Source organism: Cytobacillus sp. EB106-05-05-XG126 (assembly GCF_058791715.1).
Map to the genome: position 1 here is coordinate 340,579 of NZ_JBYTDU010000002.1, position 20,708 is coordinate 361,286.

The 20,708-nt window shown below is 40.6% G+C and carries 24 protein-coding genes; 18 read left to right on the forward strand and 6 right to left on the reverse strand.

The features are described from left to right. Nucleotides 1–806: 806 nt before the first annotated feature. Nucleotides 807–1,526 carry an RNA polymerase sporulation sigma factor SigK gene (sigK, locus tag AC3WTL_RS12095; RefSeq protein ID WP_048010323.1) on the forward strand — a complete coding sequence of 240 codons (720 nt, stop codon included), beginning with the start codon at nucleotides 807–809 and terminating at the stop codon, nucleotides 1,524–1,526. A gap of 25 nt (nucleotides 1,527–1,551) precedes the next feature. On the opposite strand, the gene AC3WTL_RS12100 is transcribed toward sigK, so the two are convergent. After that, the gene (locus tag AC3WTL_RS12100; protein ID WP_248348354.1) at nucleotides 1,552–2,517 is read right to left on the reverse strand and encodes a F510_1955 family glycosylhydrolase; all 966 of its coding nucleotides are present in this window, start codon (nucleotides 2,515–2,517) and stop codon (nucleotides 1,552–1,554) included. A 445-nt stretch (nucleotides 2,518–2,962) separates the two neighbouring features. On the opposite strand from AC3WTL_RS12100, the gene AC3WTL_RS12105 reads away from it, so the two are divergent. Both AC3WTL_RS12105 and AC3WTL_RS12110 read left to right on the forward strand, forming a co-directional pair. Continuing rightward, the gene (locus tag AC3WTL_RS12105; protein WP_252219457.1) at nucleotides 2,963–3,115 is read left to right on the forward strand and encodes a hypothetical protein; all 153 of its coding nucleotides are present in this window, start codon (nucleotides 2,963–2,965) and stop codon (nucleotides 3,113–3,115) included. Nucleotides 3,116–3,236: 121 nt separating this feature from the next. After that, nucleotides 3,237–5,036 (forward strand): M3 family oligoendopeptidase, encoded by a 1,800-nt coding sequence (locus tag AC3WTL_RS12110; protein WP_252219454.1) that lies wholly within the window; start codon nucleotides 3,237–3,239, stop codon nucleotides 5,034–5,036. A 38-nt stretch (nucleotides 5,037–5,074) separates the two neighbouring features. Here AC3WTL_RS12110 and pssA read toward each other — a convergent pair whose 3' ends face one another. Then, complete coding sequence (gene pssA, locus AC3WTL_RS12115; RefSeq protein WP_252219451.1) at nucleotides 5,075–5,614, reverse strand: CDP-diacylglycerol--serine O-phosphatidyltransferase; 540 nt, start codon at nucleotides 5,612–5,614, stop codon at nucleotides 5,075–5,077. A 270-nt stretch (nucleotides 5,615–5,884) separates the two neighbouring features. On the opposite strand from pssA, the gene AC3WTL_RS12120 reads away from it, so the two are divergent. Continuing rightward, nucleotides 5,885–6,661, forward strand: a complete 777-nt coding sequence (locus AC3WTL_RS12120; RefSeq protein ID WP_394580034.1) for a phosphatidylserine decarboxylase — start codon at nucleotides 5,885–5,887, stop codon at nucleotides 6,659–6,661. A gap of 70 nt (nucleotides 6,662–6,731) precedes the next feature. On the opposite strand, the gene AC3WTL_RS12125 is transcribed toward AC3WTL_RS12120, so the two are convergent. Then, nucleotides 6,732–6,872 carry a sporulation histidine kinase inhibitor Sda gene (locus tag AC3WTL_RS12125; protein ID WP_035331211.1) on the reverse strand — a complete coding sequence of 47 codons (141 nt, stop codon included), beginning with the start codon at nucleotides 6,870–6,872 and terminating at the stop codon, nucleotides 6,732–6,734. Between the two features lie 324 nt (nucleotides 6,873–7,196). On the opposite strand from AC3WTL_RS12125, the gene AC3WTL_RS12130 reads away from it, so the two are divergent. From AC3WTL_RS12130 to AC3WTL_RS12170, 9 genes are read left to right on the forward strand one after another with little or no spacing between them, the layout of a single operon-like run. Beyond that, nucleotides 7,197–7,379: a hypothetical protein gene (locus AC3WTL_RS12130; RefSeq protein WP_252219445.1), complete on the forward strand. Its 183-nt coding sequence runs from the start codon at nucleotides 7,197–7,199 to the stop codon at nucleotides 7,377–7,379. 20 nt (nucleotides 7,380–7,399) lie between these two features. Next, nucleotides 7,400–7,915 carry a YqeG family HAD IIIA-type phosphatase gene (locus AC3WTL_RS12135; RefSeq protein ID WP_061791112.1) on the forward strand — a complete coding sequence of 172 codons (516 nt, stop codon included), beginning with the start codon at nucleotides 7,400–7,402 and terminating at the stop codon, nucleotides 7,913–7,915. Nucleotides 7,916–7,918: 3 nt separating this feature from the next. After that, nucleotides 7,919–9,025 (forward strand): ribosome biogenesis GTPase YqeH, encoded by a 1,107-nt coding sequence (gene yqeH, locus AC3WTL_RS12140; protein ID WP_252219442.1) that lies wholly within the window; start codon nucleotides 7,919–7,921, stop codon nucleotides 9,023–9,025. Nucleotides 9,026–9,071: 46 nt separating this feature from the next. Next, nucleotides 9,072–9,911, forward strand: a complete 840-nt coding sequence (gene aroE, locus AC3WTL_RS12145) for a shikimate dehydrogenase (protein WP_252219439.1) — start codon at nucleotides 9,072–9,074, stop codon at nucleotides 9,909–9,911. Beyond that, nucleotides 9,905–10,195 carry a ribosome assembly RNA-binding protein YhbY gene (gene yhbY, locus AC3WTL_RS12150; protein WP_248348356.1) on the forward strand — a complete coding sequence of 97 codons (291 nt, stop codon included), beginning with the start codon at nucleotides 9,905–9,907 and terminating at the stop codon, nucleotides 10,193–10,195. The genes aroE and yhbY overlap by 7 nt, the downstream gene beginning before the upstream one ends. Before the next feature lie 39 nt (nucleotides 10,196–10,234). Further along, the gene (locus AC3WTL_RS12155) at nucleotides 10,235–10,804 is read left to right on the forward strand and encodes a nicotinate-nucleotide adenylyltransferase (protein ID WP_222497720.1); all 570 of its coding nucleotides are present in this window, start codon (nucleotides 10,235–10,237) and stop codon (nucleotides 10,802–10,804) included. Then, complete coding sequence (gene yqeK, locus AC3WTL_RS12160; protein WP_048010313.1) at nucleotides 10,794–11,360, forward strand: bis(5'-nucleosyl)-tetraphosphatase (symmetrical) YqeK; 567 nt, start codon at nucleotides 10,794–10,796, stop codon at nucleotides 11,358–11,360. Before AC3WTL_RS12155 ends, yqeK begins: the two co-directional genes overlap by 11 nt. Nucleotides 11,361–11,364: 4 nt before the next feature. Beyond that, entirely contained in the window at nucleotides 11,365–11,721 is a 357-nt protein-coding gene (gene rsfS / locus AC3WTL_RS12165) for a ribosome silencing factor (RefSeq protein WP_048010312.1), read from the forward strand. Continuing rightward, on the forward strand, nucleotides 11,718–12,467 hold the full coding sequence (locus AC3WTL_RS12170) for a class I SAM-dependent DNA methyltransferase (RefSeq protein WP_197248203.1): 750 nt from the start codon (nucleotides 11,718–11,720) through the stop codon (nucleotides 12,465–12,467). The genes rsfS and AC3WTL_RS12170 overlap by 4 nt, the downstream gene beginning before the upstream one ends. A 68-nt stretch (nucleotides 12,468–12,535) precedes the next feature. Here the strand turns inward: AC3WTL_RS12170 and comER are convergent, their stop codons facing one another. Then, on the reverse strand, nucleotides 12,536–13,360 hold the full coding sequence (gene comER / locus AC3WTL_RS12175; protein WP_248348359.1) for a late competence protein ComER: 825 nt from the start codon (nucleotides 13,358–13,360) through the stop codon (nucleotides 12,536–12,538). Between the two features lie 88 nt (nucleotides 13,361–13,448). Between comER and AC3WTL_RS12180 the strand changes: the two genes are divergently transcribed. The 3 genes from AC3WTL_RS12180 (at nucleotide 13,449) to AC3WTL_RS12190 (ending at nucleotide 17,146) form a co-directional block, all read left to right on the forward strand. Further along, nucleotides 13,449–14,081 (forward strand): helix-hairpin-helix domain-containing protein, encoded by a 633-nt coding sequence (locus tag AC3WTL_RS12180; RefSeq protein ID WP_222497724.1) that lies wholly within the window; start codon nucleotides 13,449–13,451, stop codon nucleotides 14,079–14,081. A 102-nt stretch (nucleotides 14,082–14,183) separates the two neighbouring features. Further along, nucleotides 14,184–14,747 (forward strand): ComE operon protein 2, encoded by a 564-nt coding sequence (locus AC3WTL_RS12185; protein ID WP_222497725.1) that lies wholly within the window; start codon nucleotides 14,184–14,186, stop codon nucleotides 14,745–14,747. A gap of 71 nt (nucleotides 14,748–14,818) precedes the next feature. Further along, entirely contained in the window at nucleotides 14,819–17,146 is a 2,328-nt protein-coding gene (locus AC3WTL_RS12190) for a DNA internalization-related competence protein ComEC/Rec2 (RefSeq protein WP_252219436.1), read from the forward strand. Nucleotides 17,147–17,273: 127 nt separating this feature from the next. On the opposite strand, the gene AC3WTL_RS12195 is transcribed toward AC3WTL_RS12190, so the two are convergent. Then, nucleotides 17,274–17,408 (reverse strand): YqzM family protein, encoded by a 135-nt coding sequence (locus AC3WTL_RS12195; RefSeq protein WP_035331183.1) that lies wholly within the window; start codon nucleotides 17,406–17,408, stop codon nucleotides 17,274–17,276. 298 nt (nucleotides 17,409–17,706) lie between these two features. On the opposite strand from AC3WTL_RS12195, the gene holA reads away from it, so the two are divergent. After that, entirely contained in the window at nucleotides 17,707–18,738 is a 1,032-nt protein-coding gene (gene holA / locus AC3WTL_RS12200; protein ID WP_197248195.1) for a DNA polymerase III subunit delta, read from the forward strand. 294 nt (nucleotides 18,739–19,032) lie between these two features. Here the strand turns inward: holA and rpsT are convergent, their stop codons facing one another. Then, the gene (gene rpsT / locus AC3WTL_RS12205; RefSeq protein WP_035331179.1) at nucleotides 19,033–19,299 is read right to left on the reverse strand and encodes a 30S ribosomal protein S20; all 267 of its coding nucleotides are present in this window, start codon (nucleotides 19,297–19,299) and stop codon (nucleotides 19,033–19,035) included. A 260-nt stretch (nucleotides 19,300–19,559) separates the two neighbouring features. Between rpsT and gpr the strand changes: the two genes are divergently transcribed. Continuing rightward, nucleotides 19,560–20,687 (forward strand): GPR endopeptidase, encoded by a 1,128-nt coding sequence (gene gpr / locus AC3WTL_RS12210; protein WP_048010305.1) that lies wholly within the window; start codon nucleotides 19,560–19,562, stop codon nucleotides 20,685–20,687. Nucleotides 20,688–20,708: the final 21 nt, after the last annotated feature.

A 20,708-nucleotide genomic window follows, 5' to 3' on the forward strand; every position in this document is an offset into this window, starting at 1 on the left:
GTTAAATGATTTACATTTTACAAGGACGTCAGGCAATTTTTTGGGTGGAGAAAGATTCCACCTAACAAAGCTGTAACCGGTTAGGAGGTAAGGAGCGTGTCTTTGCATATATTAATTTTAACCTTGAAATTCCGAAAGAAAAGGAACTGATCCACTTGATGCTGATTAACAGAATGTTCACATTCCTCCCGTTTTCTGAAGCAGAAACCATGTTACATTAAAGAAAATAAGGAATTAAAAAAGGGGTGTGGAGGATGTTCTGGATCGTAATGGGATTAGTTGTGTGCGGTACTGTCGGCTGCATCATTTCTGCTGAGGTAAGCGTAATAGAGTAATATGAAATATAAAAAAAGGACTGACTTCCGGATTGAGAAGTCAGTCCTTTTTGTTAGGGTAAATCCAGAGAAATAGGACAATTCCAGAAACTGCGAGCAATATCAGCAAGGTCTTTAAAGAAAAACCTTCAAAAATAAACTTTGCAAGGCTGTCAAGAAAAACAATAAAAAATACGAGGGCTAAAATTATTCTCTGACCATTCAAATTATCAAGACCTCTTTCTTCCTGATTGTTTATATAACTTGAAACGGAGCTATGTATACCGCACGCAGGCGATAAAAATTATACCATGAATAATTATATCCTATCATCATAGCGAAAAGCTTTATTGAAGGACTATTGGCTGAAAAAGTGAGGGGCGGAATTTTTTCTGAGGAAATTATCTGAATTGGACAGACAAAAACAACTCCATCCATACATAGGAATTAGTTATAGGCATTTTTGAACGCATTATAAGCGGGGGTGGAACGATGTCCGGTATTTTAACTGCACTCGGGTTTTTGGTTAAGGAGATAGTGTTTCTTGTATCTTATGTAAAAAATAATGCATTTCCTCAACCGCTGTCTCCTGCAGATGAAAAGAAATACCTGCGTTTGATGGCTGCAGGCGATTCGCATGCCCGTAATATGCTTATTGAACATAATCTAAGGCTCGTTGCCCATATTGTAAAGAAATTCGAAAATACAGGGGAGGATTCTGAGGATCTGATTTCAATAGGGACAATTGGACTGATAAAGGCCATCGAGAGCTATTCGGAAGGGAAAGGCACAAAGCTTGCCACCTATGCAGCCCGCTGTATTGAGAATGAGATACTGATGCACTTACGGGCACTGAAGAAGACTAAAAAAGATGTATCCCTTCATGATCCTATTGGGCAGGACAAAGAAGGCAATGAAATATCTCTTATTGATGTTCTTAAGTCGGAATCTGAGGATGTTATTAATACGATTCAGCTAAATATGGAGCTGGAAAAAGTGAAGGAGTATATTGATGTTTTAGATGACAGAGAAAAAGAAGTCATTGTCGGCAGGTTCGGACTTGACCTGCAAAAAGAAAAAACACAAAGAGAAATTGCCAAAGAGCTTGGCATTTCAAGAAGTTATGTCTCCAGAATTGAAAAGAGAGCATTAATGAAAATGTTTCATGAATTTTATCGGGCGGAAAAAGAAAAAAGGAAAAGTAACAGCTAAAGGGACAGTTTGACTGTCCCTTTAGTTATTTAATTCTGCCGTTTTTCAATAGGAGCTTCCAGTTCTCCCCGCTGTCTGCAGATTCATATACATCTTTTAAATAAGTTGAAACAGCAAGCTTTCCGTCAGATTTATGTTCGGCAGCAATGTATGTAATAGGGTTGTCATAGCTGAGAAAAGGGATTTTAACCTGTGAGTTTTCCATCGTTTTAAGATCGATTTTGCTCATTTGGACCTTTTCCTGATCTGCATAGGCATAATACAAGCTGTTTTCCGTAAATGCGAGGGCTGTAGCCATAATTGGCTCAGATACTAACTTTACAGTTTCCCCTTTATCCTGTGAGTAAAAGATGCCGCTTCTTGTTGACATGGCCATGATTTCAGGATTAGTTGGATGTGCTGCAATCATACCAAGTGTGTCGGCCTCAAGTCCTTTTAAGCTGACTGGATCCCATGTTTTTCCTGCGTCCTGAGAGCGGTATACACCTGCCTTGAGTTCATCGTTATTTTCCTGATTGATCATATAGATTAGATTGGTATCATAGCCTGCAGCTAGAAAAGGAAAGGAACTTGTTCCGCTAAAAGCCAGTTTCTTGAAAGAGGCTCCTTTATCTGTACTTTTCACAATTCCAAGAGGGTTTTTTATAACGGAATTCTTATCAGGATGGCCGCTGACAATAAATCCATCTTTGACAGCCTGAAATCCCATATAGTCATGGTTAAGAGAAGTCGTCTCATGCCAAATGCCATCTTTGAAAAATTTTAAGCCTTCGCTGGATGAAAGGTAAAGTCCGGCATCATTTCCGGGATATCCAATTCCTTGAATATGCTCGATTTGCTGGGCTGAGGCCTCAATAATAGTATAATCAGTTGCTTCTGAAGTTTTATTTGAAGGTTCATCAGCAGTTTTCTTACTTTGCTCATCCTCCACAGAACAGCCGGCAGTGAGCAATAAAAGGAGAACCGCCAAAATCGTTCTGCCATGTTTCATTTGTTTCACTCCAATCCATAACTTTCAATGGTTATAATTATCGATGTCATTATATAGTATTTCAGCAAAAAATAAAAAACCCTTGCCTGTGGAAGGGTTCAAATTAATGGCTACCTGTTATGAATGAAGAAAAAACTTATTTCTCTCCTGATACTTGATATCGGAAAGGTGTTTTGTCATTTTGCCAGACCCCTTACAGGCAGGGCAGGTTTTCTTTATGAATTTACATGCTGTTATGCTGCCTGTGCCTTTGCATTTTTTGCAGATTGAGATAATCTTCATTTAACACTCCTCCCATAAAATTCCTTCTAGTATATTCTATGAATTATTCTAATAGAGGTGCTAAGAAAACATCAGTTTTAAACCGTGATTTAGTACAAAAGCCTAAGCGATTGTCCATTTAATACATATCTTAGTAATAGAAGGCGAAGGGAGGTAATTGGTTATGCCTTATGGTTATGGCGGGTATCCTGTTCCCCCTCCTTATCCATGCGGTTATTATGGCGGAGGCGGGTTCTGGCTGGCCCTCGCAGTTGTCCTGCTGATCCTGCTGCTTGTTTTTGGGGGATTTGTTTATTATGGCGGCTATTTCAGGTAGCGATAACCAGCAATTGGCTCATATCTTAGGATATGGGCTCTTTTATGTGTTATTTTATAGAAATTTCGGAAAAATCAAGGTATAATATTTCTGCAGCCGAAACTTTTTAAGGGGGGATTATATGACTGCAACAGCATATTCGTCCGTGTGGGATTTAGATGTTTTTTTTAAGGGTGGAAGCGACTCAGCTGAATTTAAACAGCATTTACAGGAAACAAGAAAACATATTGATTCATTTTCTAATCTAATACATAATTGGGAGCCTTCTAACTCAGCTGAAGATGCCGATGAAATAAGTAAAATTATTGAGCTGTTTCAGCAGACGGCAAGAAAAGTGCGCCAGGCCGGAGCCTTTGTCAGCTGTCTTCAGGCACAAAATACCGAAGACAAAAAAGCGAAAGACCTTAGAGGCGCAACTACGGAATTGAGTGCAGGTTTTCAAAACGCTTTAACTGTATTTGATCAGAAGCTGGCAAGTTTAGATCACGGTGCATGGGAGCAAATAATAGGTGATCAAAATTTAAATGAACTCTCATTTGTATTAAGCGAGCGTCGCGAAAAAGCCTCAGAAAAGCTTTCGCAGGAGGAAGAGACTGTCATTAATGCTCTTGCTGTTGATGGTTACCATGGATGGGGCCAGATGTATGACGTAATAGTAGGAAACATAAAGATTCCATGCACTGAAAATGGTGAGATAAAACAGCTGTCAGTTGGGCAGGCTTCCAATAAGTTTTCAAGCCCTGACCGAAAGTTGCGCAAAGAAGTTTTTGATAATTGGGAAAAGTCATGGAACAGCCAGTCTGACTATCTATCCAAGACTCTAAATCACTTAGCCGGTTTTAGATTAAATGTATATAAATTAAGAGGCTGGGATGACTTTCTTAAGGAACCGCAGGATTTAAACAGGATGAAAAAAGAAACCCTGGAGACAATGTGGGGGGTAATTTCCCGAAATAAAGCACCTCTTGTTAAATATTTGGAGAGAAAGGCAAAGCTTTTAGGTTTAGAGAAATTAAGCTGGTATGACCTGGATGCGCCGCTCTCCGAGTCAGAAACGAAATTATCCTATCAGGAGGGCGCAGAATTTATCCTTGAGCAGTTTGCCCAATTCGGAGAAGAGATGACCTCCTTTTCTAAAAAAGCCTTTGAAGAAAAGTGGATTGAAGCTGAGGACCGTCCAGGAAAGGCGCCAGGCGGTTTTCATACTTACTTTCCTGAAGACAGCCAATCAAGAATTTTTATGACATACTCAGGGACACCATCCAATGTTTCTACCCTTGCACATGAACTCGGGCATGGTTTTCATACATATGCAATGAGAGATCTTCATTTGCTGAATCGAAATTATGCCATGAATGTTGCAGAGACAGCTTCTACTTTTGCAGAAATGATTGTCTCTGATGCCGCAGTGAAAAAAGCAGGGTCAGAAGAAGAGAAGCTGGCACTATTAGAAGATAAAGTACAAAGATCTGTTGCACTGCTAATGAATATCCATGCGCGATTCCTGTTTGAAACCAGATTCTATGAAGAAAGAAAACAGGGAAATGTGAGTGCCGAACGCCTGAATGACATCATGGCGGCAGCCCAAAAAGAGGCTTATGGCGACGCGCTTGATGAGTATCATCCGTCCTTCTGGGCTTCAAAACTGCATTTCTTTATTACTGGCGTGCCATTCTATAATTTCCCATATACTTTTGGGTATTTATTCTCGCTCGGAATCTATGCACAGGCACTAAAAGAAGGGAAAGGATATGAAGAAAAATATATAGCGTTATTAAAGGATACTGCATCGATGACAGTTGAAGATTTAGCGATGAAGCATTTAAATGCTGATTTAACCAAGCCTGAGTTCTGGGAAAGTGCCGTGCAATTATGCATGGATGATGTGGAAGAGTTCCTGGCATTAACAGGTGATAAATAAAATATAGAAGCCGCGCTCTTATTTTGAGCACGGCTTTTTTACATTTTTTTCAGCCTGAAAGGGCTTATCATTAAAATTGAAAGTATCAGCATTATGAAAAGGAATATAGGTGAAGGCCAATAAGGGACAGCCAGAAAACATAAAGTGGCGAGGCATCCGGAAGCTGTTATTGGCAGGCCGGTAAAATAGCCGTTATTCTCACTAATGTTAAACCGGGCGAGCCGCAAAGCTCCACATCCTATATATAGAGCAGTCAGGAAGGCGCCGGGTGCCCCGAATGCATAAAGTACTCCCAAGTAAAGGAGCAGTGCAGGTGCAACTCCAAACGAAATAATGTCACTCATCGAATCCAGCTGCTTTCCTAATTCCGATTCAATATTCATTTTCCTTGCTGCCATCCCATCAAATCGGTCAGCAAGAGCTGCGATAAAGATCAGCAGCACACTCAATTTCAAATTGTCATTAATAGAAAATAGTATAGCAAAGCACCCTAAGAATAAGTTAGACAGTGTTAAGATATTGGCAGTCTGAGCCTTTAGCTTCTTAATGGTTAAATCAAGAACATCCTGAGAAAACATATCGAACACTCCTTGCAGCGGGGAATCACAGCTTGCAGACTTTAGGAAGTTTTTCTAACAGTTATGTGTAAATGTCTTTTGGCAAATGGGAACTATCGGGAAGGGCAGAAAAAGAAGTAATCTGCAAATTTACTGAAGCTAATAATAAAAAAAGCGCCAAATCTGAGGAAGTCTATGGCAAACTTAGTTTTATATGTTATATAATAATATTTTATTCTATGCTTTTTATGCCTGTTCGTAAAGAACATATTTAGTTAGGGGGCATTTCCTTTGTTAAAACCTGTATATCGACTGCTGATTGAATTGACAAATGGAAGATGGACATCCGGTATACTTCAGAAATTTGCACAATCAAGTTTAAGCAGGAGGGTCATTCCTTCATTTTCAAGAATTTATAATATTAATGAGAGTGAAATGGAAAAAAAACTGCATGAATATCCAACACTTCATGAGTTTTTCATTAGAAAGCTGAAGGAAGGGGCACGAGTAACCGATGAGAGCCCTGATTCAGCAGTAAGTCCTGTAGATGCTGTAATCGAAGATATTGGGGATATCCGGGAGGATCGTATAATTACAGTAAAAGGGAAGAACTATTCCATCTCTGAGATGCTTGGTGCAAATAAAGCAGGGAAATATGCAGGCGGCACTTACATGATCTTTTATTTAAGTCCGAGCCATTACCACAGGATACACAGCCCGGTCACTGGAAAAGTAGCAGATCAATGGATTCTGGGGTTAAAATCTTTTCCGGTTAACAAATGGGGTTTAAAATATGGAAGAGAAACGCTTTCTAAGAATTTCCGGAGCATAACGGAAGTAAAGCATGGTGATTCAGCAATCGCAATTGTGAAGGTGGGTGCTATGTTTGTAAATTCCATCGAACTTACCCATGAAGGGGATCAGCTTGAAAAAGGAAAGGAAATGGCCTATTTTACATTTGGCTCTACCGTCATTCTCTTATTTGAGAAGGGGAAATTCCAGCTTGAAAAGTCAATTAAGACTCCTGCTCATATTAAAGTAGGAGAGCGGATTGGAATTCTATTGTGATTGTGCAGGCCAATTGTTGCGGTCTTAAATATGGAGAATAAAAAAAGCCCTATTCAGGGCTTGTCCATTTTTAGGATGTAACTTTTATTCTGTTTGATAGTGAACGACGGTGGATTTCTGTTTCAATTAAACGGATGAAGTCTTTGCTTAGCTGCAGTTCCTTTGCTTTATAATAGGATTCGATTAATAATTCATCTGACAGTTTACGCATTCCTGTCCCACCTCCAGGTCCTTGATATTTCAGTTCTAAAAGAATTATTTTATACATATAATGTAAGATTTTATGTTGTACCCCTACTCTAGCAAATTAAAACGATTAGAACAACTGTTCTCTTATCCACAGGAAACCGTGGATAACCTGTGATTATTTTGTTTATAAAAAGGGAAAAAGTATTAAAATCATATTGGATTATGTGCATAAAGTTATCCACAGGTGTGAGGAGCAGTTGATTTTTGTCGAAAAATTTTTATTTTAAGGGTGAATAACAACTATTCCGTGGAAATTTACTGAGTTTTGAGTGTCTTTCCCCATTTTGTGGAACCGTATAAAATAGAACTGCCTGATTGTATCCGTCATTCTTATTTTGAAAGAGCGGGTGAAATTGGGTATGATGAAATCGGTGTTTTATCCAGTGAAAGGCTGCAGACCCTAATTGTCCTTAAAGACGGTGAATTAGTTGAGGGCAGTAGAAACATTTTTGCCGGACAATATGAATAAATGATTGAGGTGTAAATATAGTGTTAAAGCAATTTTTGCCTAATCAGCATGTTAAAAGTATTTTTGAAATAACTCCACACAGTTTACAGGAAAAAGGAGTTAAAGGGATAATCACGGACCTGGATAACACTCTAGTCGAATGGGACAGGCCGAATGCAACACCGAAGCTGATTAGCTGGTTTGAAGAAATGAAGCAAAGCAACATCAAGGTTACCATTGTGTCTAATAATAATGAAAATCGTGTAAAGGCTTTTTCCGATCCCCTTGATATTCCGTTTATTTATCAGGCTAGAAAGCCAATGGGCAGGGCCTTCCGGAGAGCTCTATCCGAAATGGGGCTGAGAAAAGAAGAAACAGTAGTGATTGGAGACCAATTGCTGACTGACGTGCTGGGAGGAAACAGAAGCGGTTTCCATACTATTTTGGTCGTACCTGTAGCTCAAACTGACGGATTTGTTACGAAATTTAACCGTCTGGTGGAGAGACGGATTTTAAATTGGTTCAGAAAAAAAGGAATGATTCAGTGGGAGGATTAAAAAGTGAGTGAAGAACAATTTGTTTGCGTAGGCTGTGGAGTAAAAGTTCAGTCAGATAACCCTGATGAGTTGGGTTATGCTCCTCAATCAGCTCTGCAGAAGGAAACAATTATTTGCCAGCGCTGTTTCAGGCTGAAGCATTATAATGAAGTTCAGGATGTAAGCTTGACTGATGATGATTTTCTGAAAATCCTGAATGAAATTGGACAAAGTGATGCACTTATTGTGAAGATTGTGGACATTTTTGATTTTAACGGCAGCTGGCTTCCAGGTCTTCACCGTTTTGTGGGCAGCAATAAAATCCTTCTGGTTGGGAACAAAGTTGACCTGCTTCCAAAGTCCGTGAAGACAAACAAGCTGATTAACTGGATGAAGCAGGAATCAAAACAGCTGGGGCTGAAACCGGAAGAGGTTTATCTGGCTAGTGCTGCAAAAGGGTACTCCATTAACGAAATTGCAGCAGCCATCGATCATTATCGGGAAGGAAAAGACGTTTATGTAGTAGGATGTACTAATGTAGGTAAATCGACTTTCATCAATCGTATATTAAAAGAAGTAACAGGTGAGGGAGATGTCATCACTACTTCCCACTTCCCAGGGACGACTCTTGATATTATCGAGATACCTCTATCTGACGGAAAGGCTTTAGTGGATACACCAGGTATAATTAACCATCATCAGATGGCCCATTATGTAGATAAAAGGGATTTAAAGGTGATAACACCTAAAAAGGAGATTAAGCCTAAGGTTTACCAGCTGAATGAAGAGCAGACCCTGTTTTTTGGCGGACTGGCCAGGTTTGATTACATTGCTGGCGGCCGGCGGTCATTTGTTTGCCATTTCTCCAATGAATTAACTATTCACCGCACCAAAACAGAAAAGGCGGATGAGCTATATGAGAATCATGCGGGAGAAATGCTAACGCCGCCAAGAATAGAGCAGATGGAAACCTTCCCGGAACTTGTGAAACATGAATTCACAATAAAAGACCCGAAAACGGATATAGTATTTTCAGGACTTGGCTGGATAACGGTAAATGAGGGTGGGGCCAAGGTAGCTGCATATGTTCCCAAAGGTGTCCATGCCATGATAAGGAAGTCTTTAATTTAGGCTGTGTTTTGCATTTGCTTACGCTTTTCAAAAGGGGTGAGGATTTTTGAAAAAGCTGTTTGGAGTGATTGGGGATCCAATTTCCCATTCAATGTCCCCTGCTATGCACAATGAATTATTTAAGATTTACAATATTGATGCTCATTATCAGCCATTTCATGTATCCAGGGGAAATCTGAATGACGCTATTAAAGGGTTCAGGGCAATCGGCATTGCGGGATTTAATGTTACAGTACCCCATAAGGAGGCTATCATTCCTCTTTTAGATGAACTGGATCCTCTTGCTGAGGCAATTGGGGCAGTTAATACAGTGGTCAATCAGGAAGGTAAGCTAATAGGCTGCAATACGGATGGAAGCGGATTTGTAAAAGGCCTGCTGAATCAAAACCAATCAATTAATGACAAAAAGGTTCTGATAGTGGGGGCAGGCGGGGCTGCAAGAGCCATTTATTTTACAATTGCTAAAGAAGCCCCGGCGCTTTTGGACATTTGCAATCGGACTCCTGAAAGGGCAGAACAGATTTTGAATGATTGCCCTTTTGAGGTTCCTGCTCGTGTGCTGAACCGGCAGAAAGCAGAGGAAAGTCTGGAAACATACGATTTAATTGTTCAGACTACATCAATTGGAATGCATCCGGAAATTGGCCAAAGCCCGCTTTCGGTACATAATCTTAAGCCTGGAGCCTTTATCAGTGATATCATCTATAATCCGCTGCAAACCAGGCTTTTAAAGGAAGCTGCCGTAAAGGGCGCCGGAGTTCAGAATGGTATTGATATGTTTGTGTATCAGGGAGCCCTTTCTTTTGAAATGTGGACTGGCATTGGGCCCGACATTGAAAGAATGAGACAAAAGGTTTTAAATCAGCTGGGAGGATTATTATGCTAACAGGAAAGCAAAAGCGTTTATTGCGATCAAAAGCGCACCATTTAAACCCTATTTTCCAAGTGGGAAAGGGCGGGGTTAATGAAAACATGATTAAGCAAGTAGGAGAAGCACTGGAAGCCCGTGAGTTATTAAAGGTTTCAGTCCTTCAAAACTGTGAAGAAGACAGAGATACGGTAGCACATCAGCTGTCAGAAGGCGCGAAGGCTGATGTTGTCCAAATCATCGGAAATATAATTGTTTTATACAAAGAATCAAAAGAAAACAAACAAATCAACTTGCCGTAAGCTTCGGGGAAATTAAACTGAATGTATGGAGGAGTGTAAATGGAAAAGGTAGGCATACTTGGAGGGACCTTTAATCCGCCTCATTTAGGGCATCTCATTATTGCAAATGAGGTAATGTCTTCCCATGGTTTGGATGAAGTATGGTTTATGCCGAACCATGAGCCTCCCCATAAAAAGAGGTCAGACAATGTCAGCAGCCGTGATCGAATAGAAATGCTGAAACTGGCATTGCAGAATCATCCTGGCTTTAAAATGGAGTTGATTGAGCTGGAGCGGGAAGGTCCTTCATTTACCTACGATACGATCAGGATTTTGAAGGAACACTATCCTCAAAAGCAATTTTATTTTATTATTGGAGCTGACATGGTTGAATACTTGCCCAAGTGGCATAACATTGACAAACTTCTTGAATTGATTACCTTTATAGGAGTAAGGCGGCCATCTTACAATTTGCAGACTTCGTATCCGATTCTTTATGCTGACGTTCCTGAAATGGGAATCTCCTCAAGTATGATCAGAAGCCGTGTAAAGGAAGGCGGTACTGTACGATATCTGGTACCGGATTCTATAAGGAGTTATATAAAGGAGAATCATTTATATGAATCGTGAAACAGCTCTGGATATTGTAAAGGAGCAGCTGACTGAACATCGCTACCTTCATACAGTCGGAGTGATGGAAACAGCCATTAAACTTGCAGAGAAATATGGCGCTGATAGTAAGAAAGCTGAATTGGCAGCCATTTTTCATGATTATGCTAAGTTCCGCCCTAAGGAAGAAATGAGGGAAATTATCATTAAGGAAGGTATGCCAGCCGAGCTTTTGGATTACAATAGTGAACTTTGGCATGCTCCTGTCGGTGCTTTTTTGGCTGAGAAAGAAGCGGGAATCCATGATAAAGAGGTACTGGATGCAATAAGATATCATACTTCTGGGAGACCGGGAATGGCACTTCTTGAAAAGATCATTTATCTTGCAGATTATATTGAACCTGGAAGGCATTTTCCGGGAGTTGACGAAGTGCGTGATTTAGCACAGACGAACTTGAACAAGGCTTTAATAAAATCTGTTCAAAATACCATCATGTTTTTGATGAAAAAAGGGCAGCCTGTATTTCCGGCTTCCTTCGAAACTTATAATGACCTTGTAATGAATAAGGAGGATTGATCAAATGAAAGAAAATACTATGCTGATGACGGCAGTAAAAGCAGCGGATGATAAACGTGCAGAAGATATAACGGTTCTTAATATGAAGGGAATTTCCCTGATTTCGGACTACTTTGTTATTTGCCACGGAAACTCTGATAAACAAGTGCAGGCCATTGCTCGGGAAATGAAAGAAAAATCAGAAGAACACGGGTTTACGGTTAAGCGAATGGAAGGCTTTGATGAAGCAAGGTGGATTCTGGTTGATATGGGTGATATTGTTGCACATATTTTCCATAAGGATGAAAGAAGCTACTATAATCTGGAAAGACTCTGGGGGGATGCCCCGGTCGAAAACGTTCAGGGCATTCTTAACCAATGAGCTACGGAAAGTTCGCTTATCTCTATGACAGGCTGATGGAAGATGTTCCTTATGACAGCTGGATTAAATTGGTCAATGAAAAGCATGCGGAATTTAATGTTTCAGGCAAACAATTACTGGATCTTGCATGCGGCACAGGACAGCTTTCCATAAGGTTAAGTGAACAGGGCTATAATGTAACCGGTGTGGATTTATCAGAGGATATGCTGGCTGTAGCTCAATCAAAGGCGGAGCAGAAAGGTCTGAAAATCCCCTTTTATCTGCAGAACATGGCAGAGCTTGTAGGGTTTAGTGAATTTGATATTATTGGCATCTTTTGTGATTCTCTGAATTATCTGGAGACAGAATCAGATGTGAAGAACACTTTCCGGCGGGTCCATAGCTATTTAAAAAACGATGGTCTATTTATTTTTGATGTTCATTCCATTTATAAAATTATGCAGATATTTATGAACCAGACCTTTGCTGAAAATGACGAGGAAATTTCATATATCTGGCACAGCTTTCAGGGCGAATACCCCAATTCTGTAGAGCATGATCTTTCATTTTTTGTTCTGGACGCAGAAACAGGAAAGTATGACCGATATGACGAACTTCATTTGCAGCGCACTTATCCTATTGATCAATATAAAAGCTGGCTTGAGGAATGCGGTTTTGACCTTGTTGACGTTTCAGGAGATTTTAAAGAAGGACCGCCAGACACCCAGGCTGAACGAATCATTTTTATTGCAAAGAAAAGACACTAAAAAAACAGCCGGGTTCTCGGCTGTTTTTTTTAAAATAGTGAAGGATTATTTCCATTAACGTCGAATAGCTAGTGGAGAGAATACTGCTTTTTTACTTCGACAAGATCTTCGTCAAACTTGGAATGTGTCGCCTGGAATAAGTGTTCAAATACACTGCCGAGCTCGCTTTCAAGAATTTTAATTCCCTCTCCTGTAATTCCTCCTTTGACACACACCTTTTCCTGCAATGTAGGCAATGTATAAAAACCTTTTTTCAGTAATTCCCCAAGCCCGATCAGCATTTCTCCTGCAAGCTTTGTAGCTGTTTCATTATCAATCTCCGTTTCCGCAACTGCCGCATTGATGAAGCGCTGTGTCAAGTAGCTGAAAAAGGCAGGTCCGCAGCTGACAATATCCGAAGAAACCCTGGTAATCGCTTCCTCTATAAAGACAGGTGTGGAGATGCTTTCAAAAAGCTTGTTAAGTTCCCCTTTCCATTGCTCGCTGCACTGTTCACCGAATGATAATAATGACACCCCTGATAAGGCCCGGTTAGTAATGCTTGGAATCGCCCTCGCTGCTGAGCAAGGCACAATTGATTCAAGCTGTTTTACACTAATAGGGCTGGTTATGGACACTACACATTTATCTTCTGACAGGAACGGCAAAATATCCTGAACGACATTATATACATCATGAGGCTTTACACAAATAAAGATCAGCGAAGAACAATGAGCGGCCTCTCTTGCATTATTTACAACGGTAATTTCCTGATGTGTTTCTTTTATTTCCTTCGCTTTTGCCACTGTCCGATTAGTTATAGTCATGGAGGCCGGGGAAACGGCTCCTCCATCCAGGAAGGCCTCGGTCAAAATTCTCCCCATATTACCTGTGCCAATGATTCCGATTTTCAATGCTATATCCCTCCTTTAAAAGCAGGCTCTCTCATATAACGATATGTATCAAAAAAACATTTATTCCAAAAAGAAAGGATGATCCATAGTGCCCGAATGGCTAAAAACCTATAAATTTTACTTTGCAGGAGGTGCGATTGCATTGGCTGCACTCCTCTATCATTTTTTAATGCCCGTTCAGGAGACTGAAGCATTCCCTGAGATTGAACAGTCAATTTCTTTGAATGGAGAAGAAGGTACAGAAAAAGCAGGTGATATGCAGGCTGAACAGGTGCCACAGGCGATGAAAGCAGATATTAAAGGAGCAGTAAAAAAGCCGGGAGTGTACGAAGCAAAAGAGGGTCAAAGGGTAATAGACCTGCTGGAAAAAGCAGGGGGACTGACAGAAAAAGCGGATAGCACTAAAATTAATTTTGCCCTGAAAATTACAGATGAAATGGTGATATATGTTCCGGAAGAGGGTGAAATTCTTGAGGAGACGCGGGCGGGAGCCGGAAATGGCGAGGTTAAAGGACAGCAGGATAGCGGAAAGGTAAATTTAAACGGGGCGGATGAAACAGAATTGCAGACATTGCCGGGGATTGGCCCCTCTAAGGCTGCAGCCATAATTGAACACCGCGATACAAATGGACCCTTTAAGGATATTGAGGATTTGAAATTAATATCAGGGATAGGGGAAAAAACCTTTGAAAAACTCAAAGAGCATATTAGTGTAAACTAATTTCATTCCATTGACCTGCACAAGCTTGAGGCTTACACTTATTGAGAGAAAGAGATATATTTTAATTCAGGGCAAACAAGCCTGTGTAAAGGGGAGAGACAGATGGACCGGATTTCCTGGAACCAATATTTTATGGCACAAAGCCATTTGCTTGCTTTGAGGAGCACATGTACAAGACTTGCGGTCGGAGCAACCATTGTAAGGGATAAGAGAATCATTGCAGGCGGCTATAATGGATCAATTGCCGGCGGTGAACATTGTGTTGATGAAGGCTGCTATGTTATTGATAACCATTGTGTCAGGACCATTCATGCGGAAATGAATGCGATTTTACAGTGTGCAAAATTTGGGGTGCCGACAAGTGATGCAGAAATATATGTAACTCATTTTCCGTGCCTTCAATGCTGCAAAGCAATTATACAGGCGGGAATTAAAACAGTTTACTACGCACAGGACTATAAAAATCACCCTTATGGAATTGAACTCTTTGAGAAGGCTGGTGTGAAATCTGTCCAGGTGGCGGCTGAAAAAGTATCCTTCGATGACAGCATACAGGAAAAACGTGATTTTATAGAGGATTTAATCCATGAGCTTGAAAAAAGCGGTAAAAATCAGGACATTTTGAAAGGCTTTAAAGAAAAAAAGGACAAGCTTTTTCAAAATTAATCCATTAAAGAAGCAGCACCTTCAATGATAAGTTGCTGCTTCCCTTCAAAAAAACTAAAGGAGCAAATGATATGAAAGGCAGATGGATCTACGCAGCTGCTGCCTCACTCCTGGGAAATTTGACATCATTACTTCATCCGGCGATTACTGTCATTTTTTCCCTTCTTGCCCTTTTCCTTTTAAAAAGAAATATCTTGACTAAACAGAACATGACCATCCTGATTTTGATTTACCTTTCCTTTATCATAAGGAGTGAATTAGCGGCAGAATATAACAGGACAAGTCTTACAGGAAATGAGGGTGATTTTGTAATTACCCTGTCAGAATCAGTGAAGATAGATGGGGACCTTCTCACAGTCCTAGTTGAATTGACCGAAAAAAAGGAAAAGCTGGCTGCCAGATATAAGATTAAATCCGAAGCAGAACAAAAAATCCTTTCAGACCATCTGAGGATAGGCATGACATGCCGGGTTAATGGCACATTACAGACTCCTCCAACATCTACAAATCCTAATTCCTTCAGCTACAAGGATTACTTAAACCACAATAGTATCTTTTGGATCCTCGAATTGGAACAGTTAAACCTCTCAGATTGCACCCACAATAAAAGCCGCATCACATTACCTATTTTAAAAATGAGGGAGATGGGCACAAATCATATTTTAGAGCATTTCCCTGAACAGACAGCTCCGCTTTCAATCGCACTTGTCTTCGGTGATCGGAGTTTTATTGATAAGGATATTATCGCTTCTTATCAGAAAATCGGAATTATTCATTTGCTTGCAATATCCGGACTCCATGTAGGAATGCTGGCTGGTATGTTTTTTCTTGCAGGAGTACGTGCCGGGATCACCAGAGAAAAAATGACCAGTATCCTAATAATGGTTTTGCCGGTATATGCAATACTTACAGGTGCTGCACCGTCTGTAATGCGGGCTGTGTTTATGATGCTTCTTGTTTTACTGGCAAAGAAGCTGAAGGCCCCTATTCAATTAGCTGATGTTATCTCCATTGTGTTTGCCGGCTATCTTTTTATCTCCCCTTTTATTATCTATAATGCGGGGTTTCAGCTGTCTTTTGCTGTGGCCTTATCGCTTATTCTCTCAGCTCCTGCCATACTCAAAAAATTCACTCATCCTCTCTCTGCCCTCCTGTCTGTTTCCCTTATTTGCCAGATAGCGGCCATTCCGATCCTCCTTTGGCATTTTTATGAGGTATCGATTATTTCCATAATTGCCAATCTGATCTTTGTGCCTTTGTATTCTTCCGTAGTCCTGCCTGTGGTATTAATTTTATTTATTTTTGATTTATTAACTGGAGGAAGGGCAGATTTCTTACTTCATGTATTGGAAAAAATGATCGCTTTTCTTAATTGGATTGCTGAAATGCTTTCCGCCATTCCTAATTCGACCCTTATACTTGGCAGGCCATCCCCTTTAATGCTGATTATATATCTTCTGCTCATTCCCGCATTCTTTGCCGGCTGGGAAAGGTCAAAAAACAAAAAAGCTATTATTAAGAACGGTGTGCTTCCTGTTCTTGCGATAGTAATTCATTATTTTGTAAATGTGTTTACACCAGCTGGTGAGATTACATTTATTGATGTTGGGCAGGGTGACAGCATCCTGATAAAGCTTCCGTATGGGAGAGGGAATTATTTGATAGATGCAGGAGGTGCGCCTATGTTTGAGACAGAGGAATGGAAGATGCGAAGCGACCCATATGAAACAGGAAAGGACACAGTAGTGCCTTTTCTGAAAAGCAAAGGGATCAGTAAAATAGATAAACTTTTTCTCACTCACGGGGATATGGACCACATTGGCGGAGCATCAGCTGTTCTGAAGGAAATGAAGGTAAAGTCTGTTGTGTTTCCACAGGGAGCTGAGTTCTCGGAGGCTGAAAAGGATTTGGTTGTACAGGCTAAAAATAACAAAAGTGAAATTTTCTTCACTAAAGCCGGAGATAGCTGGCTCATAGGAGATTCCGTCTTTCGAGTTTTGTCCCCGTTTGGCGGGGAGATGGGGGACGGTGTTGGCAAAAATGATGGATCTATTGTCCTTTTTGCCAAAGTTGGAGGGTTAAACTGGCTGTTTACCGGAGATTTGGAGGAACAGGGGGAAGGTCAGCTCATAAAGTCTTATCCCAAGTTGAGAGCTGATGTATTGAAAACCGCACATCATGGAAGCAGAACCTCCTCAACAGATTTATTTCTCGCTGGATTGAAGCCGCGGATTGGCGTTATTTCTGCAGGCAGGAACAACAGGTATGGGCATCCTCATAATGATGTAATGAGAAGGATGAATGACTATAATGTCAAAGTATTGAGAACCGATAAGCAAGGGGCAATTACCTATTTTTTTAAAGGGGATTCAGGAACCTTTTCAGTGCAGCTTCCATAGTATATGTTAGAAAGCATCAGCTTCCAGACTTGATAATGCTTCATCGGAATTCCGTCCAAAAAAAAAGAGGCTGCTGAGGCAGCCTCAATGTGTCAGCAGTATTGTGACACATTAGTGTATGTAGCCATTAAGCTCCTAAAAATTTAATGACTGTTGCAATAATAAATAACGTTGCGAAGAAACCGAATGATACGATGAATCCTACACCAGAGTCGATTGCATCATTACGTTTGCTTTGGACGTTCTTTTCAAATTCGTTCACAGTCTACCCCTCCTATTTCCTATATAGTATAAGTCATTCAAATGAAAAAATCTAGAGTTCGCCTGCCCTTTTCCTGCATTAGCAGGAGTTGTCACAAATATGACGAAACATCATGGGAATAATAACTAACAAAGGTGCACCGCAGCTTCCTGAGTTTCCCGGGCCTCAAGGATGCAGCGTTCTATATAGATTGGAAATTGGCGTTCATGTGGGCGCCAATTTCTTATGTCTTGTCAAATTGCCATCGCTTCTTTAGGATATATAGTGAATATATTGTTTGGCGAACGGAGAGAAGAAATTGGTTTTTGATATTTGGAACAGAATTAAAGCGAAAAGTTTTGCTCCTATTTATTTATTATACGGAACAGAACCTTATCTTATAAACGAAACGAAGCAGCTTCTGATCAGCAATGTGCTAAGTGAAGAAGAAGCTGATTTTAATTTATCCTCTTATGACCTTGAGGAAACCCCCATTGATACAGCGCTTGAAGATGCGGAGACATTTCCTTTTATGGGTGAAAGAAGACTGATCTTTTTACATAACCCGGTTTTTTTAACGTCAGAGAAATCGAAAGCTAAACAGGAGCATAACCTGGCTAAGCTTGAAGCCTATATTAAAGAACCTGCTCCATATTCAGTGGTGGTATTTTCCTCTTCGGCAGAAAAACTCGATGATCGGAAAAAAATAACCAAACAATTGAAAAAAACGGCTGCAGTACTTGAAGCCAAGAAATTAAATGAAGGTGAATTGAAAGCCTGGATCAGGGAAAGGGCAGCATTAAACGGTGTGCAGATTGATGAACCGGCTGTTGAGCTGATTTTGACATTGGCAGGCGCCAACCTGTTTATTCTGACCAACGAGATCGATAAATTAGCCCTATATGCGAATGACACAAAGCGGATAGATGAACAAATGGCAGAAAAAATGGTATCACGGTCTTTAGAGCAAAACATTTTTTCTCTTGTGGATAAGGTGGTTCACCGAAAAATAGAAGAAGCCCTGAGAATTTATTATGATTTATTAAAGCAAAACGAAGAGCCCATTAAGATTTTATCTGTTATTACAGGGCAGTTCAGACTGATTTATCAGGTGAAGGAGCTTGCCAGGAGAGGCTACGGCCAGCAGCAGATTGCCGGCTATTTAAAGATTCATCCTTTCCGGGTGAAGCTGGCGGCCGGACAGGCTCAACTGTTTGCAGATGAAGAACTGGCAGCGATCATAAGCTTGCTTGCTGATGCGGATTATCAAATGAAAACAGGGGGCATGAATAAAACCATGCTGATTGAAATGTTCCTGTTTCGTCTGCAAAGTCAGGCACTCAGAAAATAGAAAAGCGGGAGCGCCTTGCCCGAAATGTGGAGGCGACTGCTCAGGGACGACAAGCAAGACGAGCCCTGCAAGAAGGTGTTCTTTCCTTCTGGAAGGGATTAGGCTGGTCTTTCGTCCCTAGGAGCGGAAACTAGACAAGCTTGTGACCTCGAGGGGGGTAGGCGCTGGAGCTAGACAGTTCTCGAAGTACAAAGTTATAAATTCTGATTACATAAAAAAAGCGGTCCGCAATTTGGGCCGCTTTTTTATGTAAAATAAAAGGCTATCCCTTAAGATAGCCGATATCTTTAAACATTACGCATTTAAAGAGTTCATTTTTTTCATTAAACGAGACTTTTTACGGGCAGCAGCATTTTTGTGGATAAGACCTTTTGCAGCAGCTTTGTCCAGTTTACGAGCAGCATCAGCGAAAGATTCAGTTGCAGCAGCAGAATCGTTGTTTACGATTGCAGCATCAACCTTCTTAACAGCTGTACGCATTGCTGATTTAACAGTAGCGTTTTGAGCGTTGCGAGCTTCGCTAGTTTTAACACGCTTGATAGCAGATTTAATGTTTGGCATTCCATTCACCTCCTGAAAAAGCATCGAGATTCTATAACTCGACATTCACGTTCATTAACAAATTCAGAACAAGTGATATTTTATCAAACACGGGGGCATAATGCAATACTCTGTACTTAAAATTACTGAAGGATAAATCGGGAAGTTCATTCTTTTTCTGCATGTTTTTGCAAATTAAAGGCAAAGATAGTATATATCTGAATTTTAGTAATTTGTCTGTTTTTTTCCAACCTAATAAGCTGAGATTGTGAGGGATACATGTGAAGGAATCCATAGATTTAAGCCAGTACTCAGTTCGAACGGATCTTGCCATTGAAGCCAGGGAAATGGTGATTTCCGGCAGGCAGAAAGACAATGTTCACGAGCAGGAGAATCTTTCTCAAATAGAAGGCGTCATAATTAAAGAAAAAGAAGAAAACGATATTAAAATTTCCTTTGTGGAAGTAACAAAGGAAGGAGCAGAGGCATTAGGAAAAAAAGAGGGCAAATATCTTACCCTCGAAGTGACGGGCATACGCCAGCAGGATACGGAGCTTCAGCACAAAGTGGAGACTGTATTTGCAAGTGAATTTTCCCAATTTATAAAGCAGCTGGGCATTAATGAAAATGCATCCTGTTTAATTGTCGGACTGGGCAATTGGAATGTCACTCCCGACGCATTGGGGCCGCAAGTCTGCGAAAATCTGCTTATTACAAGACATCTCTATCAGCTGCAGCCTGAAAGCGTAGAAGAAGGCTACCGGCCGGTCAGTGCTATTTCTCCAGGGGTTATGGGCCTGACAGGAATTGAAACAAGTGACATTATTCATGGCATTGTTGAAAAAACAAAGCCCGACTTTGTCATTGCGATTGATGCTCTTGCTTCCCGATCAATTGAAAGAGTCAATTCTACTATCCAAATTTCGGATACAGGGATTCACCCTGGTTCTGGTGTAGGGAATAAACGAAAAGAAATAAGCAAAGAGACTTTAGGTATACCTGTCATAGCGATTGGCATCCCAACAGTTGTTGATGCCGTATCCATAACAAGCGATACAATTGATTACATCCTGAAGCATTTCGGCAAGGAAATGAAAGAAGGCGGCCGTCCATCACGTGCCTTGGCTCCTGCAGGAATGACTTTTGGAGAGAAGAAAAAGCTGACAGATGAGGACCTCCCGGAAGAGCATCATAGAAAAACCTTTCTGGGCATGATCGGAACCTTGCCTGAAGAGGAGAAGCGGAAGCTTATTTATGAAGTTCTGTCTCCTTTGGGTCACAACCTTATGGTGACGCCAAAGGAAGTGGATGTATTTATTGAAGATATGTCAAACTTAATTGCCAACGGTTTGAACGCAGCGCTCCACCAGAAAGTGAATCAGGATAATGCCGGATTTTATACAAGATAGAAAATATCCTGTTCTATCTTC